Genomic DNA, 7015 nt, shown 5'->3' with positions numbered 1-7015 from the left:
TTACTCAAGTCTTGGATTTGAGATGTTGAGTTATGAACTTTTAAGCAAAAAACTAAATTTAAATCTAAATGAAATTTATAGCTTTTGGACTAACGAGCTTGAAATAGATGTTTTTGCTAAATTTAATGATAAATTTATCGTTGGTGAAGTTAAATATAAAGATAGAAAAATTTGTAAAAATATCTTAAATTTAATCAACACAAAGTGTCAAAAACTAGGAATTTCGCCTGATATCATAGCTTTGTTTTCAAAAAGTGGCTTTAGCAAAGAACTTTTAAATTTAAAAAGTGAAAATTTACTGCTTTTTGATTTAAATGATTTTAAAAGTCTGATTGATTGATTTTTTATACTTTTAAAAAATGACGTGCTAAAACTTAAATAAAAACAAATAAATATTATTTATTTAAACAAATAGCGAAATTTCCAAGCTTTAGCACTTTTCATCATTTACGATTTTTTCTAATCTCTTTTATTTTAACAACAGCTAAAATGTGCAATATAAAACCAACTATCATAATTACTAAGCCTAGAATTGCAATAAGCAAAAAATATTCTGGTATAAAAGCAAGGAAAGAAATTATTACAGCTATAAGCCTAATTAAAGAAAACCAAAAAGACTTTATAAATCTTTTTTAAAAAGTTAAATAATCAAGTTCTTTTAAAATTTTATACCAAAAAACGAGGATAAAAAAATCAAAATAAAAAATGAATAATGAATGAATATAGCCAAAATAGTAGCTACTATAATTATGGCTACATTCAAAAAAAGGTTGCATGGGTTGCTAATTTGTTTATTTTTAAAAAAACAAGTAAAGAAAAATGAGCCCCATAATACTAAACAAAACTCCAATTTTTGGAATAACCCATAAAGGCATACAAGCTAAATATATAAGCAAAAAGCTTAGCTTTAGAAATTAAAGCAATATCGATATGTTTATCATAATTGCCATTTAAAATATCCATAATCTACCCCTTCTTATAAAAATAAATAAGCTCATGCAGCCAAAATTTCATTCATATTTTCAATAAATTTATCATCTATAAAAAAATTTGTTTCAAACATAAAAATTTTTCCAAAAGCTTCAACTTTTAAAACTAATCTTTTTGAATTTTTTAAATTATGGCTCTTATAAGCTAAATCATAAATTTCTTTTATATTTTTTTCATCTATATCATCTAGCCTTATAAAAAATTCAAAATTTTCTATAGTTTTTTTTGGTTCTTGTGGGTTTTTTTTAAAAGAATTTTTATTAAAACTCCTTTTTTGAAAATTTATATCCACTGCTTCTTCTAAATTTAAAGTATCGTTTAAAACTATTTTGTAATTTCCTTCATCATTTTCTATCCTAACTTTAAATGCATATGGCATTTCAAGATCATCAACACTAATTTTTTCAATATAATCAAGCTTATCATCAAATGCAATCATTTCAAAGTTTCCGTGCAAATCAAGCCCTTTTATAACTCCCATTTTCTTGCCAGATTTTGTTATTTTAACTTCAATTTCTTCTATTTTACCAACGATTAAAGTATCTGTTATCTCTTTTAAATTTTCAAATTCGCTAGTAAGGGTATAATTAATCTTTGAAATATCATCCAAATAATCATTTAAAGGATGACCTGATATATAAATTCCAAGGCTCTCTTTTTCTAATTTTAAAAGCTCTTTAGTTTCATATTCTTTATCATAAGGTATTAAATTTATATCGACACTTTGCACCATTTCATCTTCAAAATCTGAAAAAAGAGAATTTTTATTATCGTTTTTGATTTTAGCTGTATTTTTACAAGCTTCAATAATATTTTCTATATTATTAATCATACACTTTCTACTAAGCCCCAAACAATCCATAGCACCGGCTTTTATTAAAGATTCTATAACTTTTTTATTTACTTTATAACTATCTATTTTTGAGACAAAATCTTTTAAGTCTTTAAATTTACTAACTTCTCTTTCTTTAACTAAATTTTCTATAGCCCCGCTTCCAACGCCTTTTATAGCACCCATTCCAAAAATTATACAGTCTTTATCATCTTCCCTAACAACACTAAATTCTCTATATGATAAATTTATCGATGGCGGTAAGAGTTTTATATTTAATCTTTTTATTTCATCTATATATTTTACGACTTTATCTATATTATTCTCTTCGCTAGTTAAAAGTGCTGCCATAAATTCAGCTTGATAATGAGTTTTTAAATATGCAGTTTGAAATGTAATGAGAGCATAAGCCGCAGCGTGTGATTTATTAAATCCATATGAAGCAAATTTCATAATCATCTCAAATAAATCATCGGCTTTTTTTTCGTTATATCCATTTTTTTTAGCGCCTTCTAAATACTCAGTTTTTAAACGCTTCATCTCATCTTCTTTTTTCTTACTCATCGCTCTTCTTACGATATCTGCACCGCCTAAGCTAAAACCACCAATTTTTTGAACAATTTGCATAACTTGCTCTTGATAAACGATAATTCCATAAGTTGGCTCTAAAATTTCTTTTATATCATCAATTATATAATCAATCTTTGCAAGTCCGTGCTTTCTTTCAATAAAATTTGGTATAAGATCCATAGGACCTGGTCTATAAAGAGCAATCATCGCTATAATATCCTCAAAACTATCAGGCTTTAAATCGCTAGCTAGTTTTTGCATTCCAGGACTTTCTATTTGGAAAATTCCTAATGTATTTCCACTGCTTATGGTTTTATAAACATCTTTTTCATTGACATCTATTCTTTCCCATAAAATTTCTTTATCATAGCGCTTTTTTATCAATTTTATAGCATTATTGATTACGGTTAGCGTTTTTAACCCCAAAAAGTCAAATTTTATCAAATCAACATCTTCTAAAAAATCTTTTGTATATTGAGTGATGAGATGACCGCTATCGCTATTTGTTTGTCTAAAAAGTGGGGTTTTATTCCATAATTCTTCATTGCTTATCACAACACCCGCTGCGTGCATTCCAGCGTTTCTATTAAGCCCTTCTAAATCCAAAGAAAAATCCCAAATTTGCTTAGCACTTGGATTTTCTTCTATTAACTCTTTAATTTTTGGCTCAAGCTGAAAAGCACCATCTATAAAATTTTTACTTCCAGGCTCACCTTTTCCGTTTAAAGTTATACCTAATTTATCAGGTATTAATTTTGCCATCTTATCTGCTTCAGCATACGGCATACCACAAACCCTTGCAACATCTCTTATAACACCTTTTGCTAAAAGCTTACCAAATGTTGCAACTTGTGCGACATTATAGCGACCATATTTTTCAACAACATACTCAATAACCTCTCCTCGCCTATCTTGACAAAAATCAACATCAATATCTGGCATACTAACTCTTTGAGGATTTAAAAATCTCTCAAAAAGAAGATTGTAAGGTATTGGATCTATGTCTGTAATTTTTAAAGAGTAAGCAACCAAACTTCCTGCAGCACTTCCTCGCCCTGGTCCTACTGGGATATCTTTATTTTTAGCCTCATTAATAAAATCACTCACTATTAGCATGTAGCCAGGAAATTTCATTTTGTTTATAATTTCAATTTCTAAATTTAAACGCTCTTTATAAATTTGATGTTTTTGTGGATCTATAAATTTAAGCCTCTCATCAAGCCCCATTTTACTAAGCTCGGCAAACAAAATACTATCATTTTCTAGATTATAAATTTCAGTTGGATTTGGTAAGTTTATATTATATTTTTTAGCATAATCAAGAGTAAATTTAAAATTTGGCGGAGTTGGCTCACCTAATTTCAAATTTAAATCGCACTTTTGAACAATCTCTTGAGTATTTTCTATAACCTCAGGAATATCTGCAAAAATTTTAGCCATCTCATCACTTGTTTTAACGTAAAGCTCTTTCATATCGTGTTTTAAACGGTTTGGATCGTTTAAATTTTTAGCCATTGCAATACACATAAAAACTTCATGAGCTTCTGCTCTATCTCTAAATGGATAGTGAGCGTCATTCGTTGCTACAACTTTAATGCCTGTTTCTTTTGAAATTTGTAAAATTTGCTTATCGATATTTAATTGATGATCGATTCCATGCCTCATAATTTCAAGATAAAAATCATCACCAAAAATTTCTTTATACTCTAAAGCTACCTCTTTTGCTCTTTCATAACCTTTTGCACCACGCTTAATATTTCTTTCGCTTAAATTTAAGTGAAAATTTACCTCTCCTGCTAAACAAGCTGATGAACAAATCAACCCTTGACTATGTTTTCTTAAAAGCTTTTTGTTTATTCTTGGATGGAAGTAAAAGCCATCTATATACGCTTTTGAGCTAAGATACATTAAATTTTTATATCCAATCTCATTTTTAGCTATTAAAATCAAATGAAATCTTTGTTTGTCACTTTTATCTGAAATGTCATCGTGATTATGAATATATGCCTCCATACCAATTAAAGGTTTTATGCCATTTTTTTTCATAGTTTTATAAAAATCAATCGCTCCAAACATATTTCCGTGATCTGTAATGGCCACGCTCTCAACACCTTGAGATTTTAAAATTTCAGCAAGTTCGTTTATTTTATTTGCACCATCAAGCAAAGAATACTCAGTATGAAGGTGCAAGTGCGTAAATTTACTCATTATTTCTCTTTCTATTTTTTTTAAAGATTCTAACAAAAATGTGTAAATTTCTCATAAATTTATAAAACTAATCTACAAAAAGCAAATCTTTTTTAATTTCCATATATTTTTCGTATGAACAAATTTCTTTAACCAAATTTAGTGCAAATTCCATCGCCGTAGCTGGTCCTTTTGAAGTTATGATATTTTGATCGATCACAACATTTTTATTATCTTCATATCCGCTATGATCTATATTTTTCTCAAAACCTGGATAGCAAGTATATGAGTTTTTTAAAACATTAGCTGTCGATAAAGCCCAAGGTGCAGCACAAATAGCAGCTATTTTTAAATTTTTTAAATTAAATTCTCTTAAAATTTCACCAAGTTTTTGACTATTAGCTAAATACTTAGCTCCCGGCAGTCCTCCTGGCAAAACTATAGCTACAAATTCATCCACTTTTATATCATCAAGGATTAAATCGGCTTTTATTTGTATATTGTGAGCACCATTTACTTCTAAATTTTGAAGCCCTACCCCAAGAGCTTCAATACCTGCACGCCTTAAAATATCCATCACACTAACTGCTTCTATCTCTTCAAAACCATCTGCTAAAATTATTGCAACTTTTTTCAAAATAATCTCCTTTGTTTAAAAAAATTTCATATAATTATAGCTTAAATTTATAAAGGAGAGATAATGAAAGTGGTTATTACTTATTGTAATTCTTGAAACTATAGACCACAANNGGAGGATGAAATAAAATCCGTCTATAGCGATGCAATCGTAGAAAAAGTTGCCAAAAATGGTGGAATTTTTTTAGTAGAGATAGATGGAGAAACTGTTTTTTCAAAACAGAGTTTAAATCCACCTAGATTTCCCGAAGCAGGTGAAATAAATGAATTAATTAAAAAATTTAAAAAATTTTAAATTTNNGCCCAAATTTAGACTATTTATTTGCTTTTTCTATATATTCTCCACGAACAGTATCAACTCTAATAACTTCACCTTCTAAAACATGAAAAGGAATTTGCACTACTGCACCCGTTTCAAGAGTGGCTGGTTTTTTATTGCTTCCTTGAGTATCGCCTCTAAAATTTGGAGGAGTTTGCACTATTTTCAACTCAACAACCTGCGGAACTTCAAGCCCTATAGGATTGCCGTTGTGAAAAAGAATACTAACCATCATCCCATCGAGCATCCATTTTTTATTTTCGCCGACATCCTCGTCGCTAATTGCAATTTGCTCATAAGTTTGAGTATCCATAAATTGACAATTTTCACCATCGTCATAGAGATACTGCATCTGTTTTTCTTCTAAACGTGGCTCATCACATTTATCGCCTGCGTGAAAAGTTTTTTCTAAAACTTTACCATCTATAAAAGACTTTATCTTCACACGCACAAAAGCCGGTCCTTTACCAGGTTTGACGTGTTGATATTCGACTATTTTATAAGGAATGCCATCTATTTCTATTTTGAGACCCTTTTTAAGATCGCCCATTGAATAACCCATTTTTACTCCTTGTTATTAAAACTTGTATTATATCCAAATATTGAAATTTTTAAAGTTAAATTTAGATATAATATTGCAATTTTATTTAAAAGGAGTTTTTATGAAAAAAATTTTATTGCTTTGCTCTGTAGTTTTTGTGGCTTTTTCTTTTGCTAAAGATGATTTTAGATTCAATTTAATAAATTCTCTAAAAAATCTTATCCCTAATGCAAATAAGATTGAAATTCTATCAACAGATAAGTTAAGCTCAATTCCAAATTTAAATTTTACAATCTGCAAAATAGAAGATGAAAATATAGCTTTTTTTGCGACAAATGATGGAAAAAATATTATAGGTTTTTCAAATTTAGTAGCTATAAATAGTCAAAAAGATAAAAATTTAATAAACACTAAGCTAGAAAATTTACAAAATCAAATAAAGCTGTATCAAGAAAAAATAGTTTATGAAATTTTAAAAACAATACCAGATGATAGATTTATAACCATAAATTCTTTTGATAAAAATAATAAATTTCTAACTTATATGATATCAGATCCTGAATGTCCGCATTGCAGGGCTGAAATTTCAAAAATGGTTAAATGGCTAAGAAATGCAAATGTTAAAATTATTTTTGCACCAGTTCATGGAAAAAGTGCTTACACAAAATCTTCTATAATGCTAAAAGAGGCAAAAAAAATAGATCCAAATAACCAAGAAGCCATGATAAAACTTTTAGAAAAATATTATGATAAAAACGCTCAAGTAAGTGATAATATGGCAAGTGATGAAGAGAGAAATGCTGTTTTAAAAGATGCTAAAAAAATCTTTTCAAAAGGTGTTGTAAAAGGCGTACCTTTTAGTTTTACTATTCAAAAATAAGGTTTTGATAGATTTTGAAAAATCAAAATCTATCTTTATAAAATATTTTTATAAAATTTA

General features: G+C 28.3%; 8 protein-coding genes. 4 read left to right on the top strand and 4 right to left on the bottom strand.

Annotated features, from left to right (window positions below; genetic code table 11):
• Both F1B92_RS05230 and F1B92_RS08800 read left to right on the top strand, forming a co-directional pair.
• Positions 1-340, top strand: a 340-nt coding sequence (locus F1B92_RS05230; protein WP_326833101.1) for a DUF234 domain-containing protein, incomplete at its 5' end; no start/stop codon positions are given.
• 149 nt (positions 341-489) lie between these two features.
• A complete protein-coding gene (locus tag F1B92_RS08800; protein ID WP_195836294.1) occupies positions 490-636 on the top strand; it encodes a hypothetical protein in 147 nt (48 codons plus the stop codon).
• A 198-nt stretch (positions 637-834) separates the two neighbouring features.
• Here the strand turns inward: F1B92_RS08800 and F1B92_RS09355 are convergent, their stop codons facing one another.
• The 3 genes from F1B92_RS09355 to F1B92_RS05220 all read right to left on the bottom strand — a co-directional run bounded on the left by F1B92_RS09355 (position 835) and on the right by F1B92_RS05220 (position 5216).
• A complete protein-coding gene (locus tag F1B92_RS09355) occupies positions 835-963 on the bottom strand; it encodes a hypothetical protein (RefSeq protein WP_268233923.1) in 129 nt (42 codons plus the stop codon).
• A 31-nt stretch (positions 964-994) separates the two neighbouring features.
• Entirely contained in the window at positions 995-4600 is a 3606-nt protein-coding gene (gene dnaE / locus F1B92_RS05225; RefSeq protein WP_154570821.1) for a DNA polymerase III subunit alpha, read from the bottom strand.
• A 67-nt stretch (positions 4601-4667) separates the two neighbouring features.
• On the bottom strand, positions 4668-5216 hold the full coding sequence (locus F1B92_RS05220; RefSeq protein ID WP_154570820.1) for a DJ-1 family glyoxalase III: 549 nt from the start codon (positions 5214-5216) through the stop codon (positions 4668-4670).
• 123 nt (positions 5217-5339) lie between these two features.
• On the opposite strand from F1B92_RS05220, the gene F1B92_RS09350 reads away from it, so the two are divergent.
• Positions 5340-5510 (top strand): Rdx family protein, encoded by a 171-nt coding sequence (locus F1B92_RS09350; RefSeq protein WP_407643636.1) that lies wholly within the window; start codon positions 5340-5342, stop codon positions 5508-5510.
• 19 nt (positions 5511-5529) lie between these two features.
• Here the strand turns inward: F1B92_RS09350 and efp are convergent, their stop codons facing one another.
• Positions 5530-6096 carry an elongation factor P gene (gene efp / locus F1B92_RS05210; RefSeq protein ID WP_154570819.1) on the bottom strand — a complete coding sequence of 189 codons (567 nt, stop codon included), beginning with the start codon at positions 6094-6096 and terminating at the stop codon, positions 5530-5532.
• Positions 6097-6196: 100 nt separating this feature from the next.
• Here efp and F1B92_RS05205 point away from each other — a divergent pair, with 100 nt between their 5' ends.
• The gene (locus F1B92_RS05205) at positions 6197-6955 is read left to right on the top strand and encodes a hypothetical protein (protein ID WP_154570818.1); all 759 of its coding nucleotides are present in this window, start codon (positions 6197-6199) and stop codon (positions 6953-6955) included.
• Positions 6956-7015: the final 60 nt, after the last annotated feature.

It is taken from the genome of Campylobacter portucalensis, from assembly GCF_009690845.1.
Lineage (GTDB): Bacteria > Campylobacterota > Campylobacteria > Campylobacterales > Campylobacteraceae > Campylobacter_B > Campylobacter_B portucalensis.
This window is presented reverse-complemented; position numbering and strand designations above follow the sequence as displayed.

Bases quoted from the DNA above. Each gene is read 5' to 3' on its own strand.
- F1B92_RS08800 (WP_195836294.1), top strand. From the start codon at position 490: ATGTGCAATATAAAACCAACTATCATAATTACTAAGCCTAGAATTGCA.
- F1B92_RS09355 (WP_268233923.1), bottom strand. From the start codon at position 963: ATGGATATTTTAAATGGCAATTATGATAAACATATCGATATTGCTTTA.
- dnaE (WP_154570821.1), bottom strand. From the start codon at position 4,600: ATGAGTAAATTTACGCACTTGCACCTTCATACTGAGTATTCTTTGCTT.
- efp (WP_154570819.1), bottom strand. From the start codon at position 6,096: ATGGGTTATTCAATGGGCGATCTTAAAAAGGGTCTCAAAATAGAAATA.
- F1B92_RS05205 (WP_154570818.1), top strand. From the start codon at position 6,197: ATGAAAAAAATTTTATTGCTTTGCTCTGTAGTTTTTGTGGCTTTTTCT.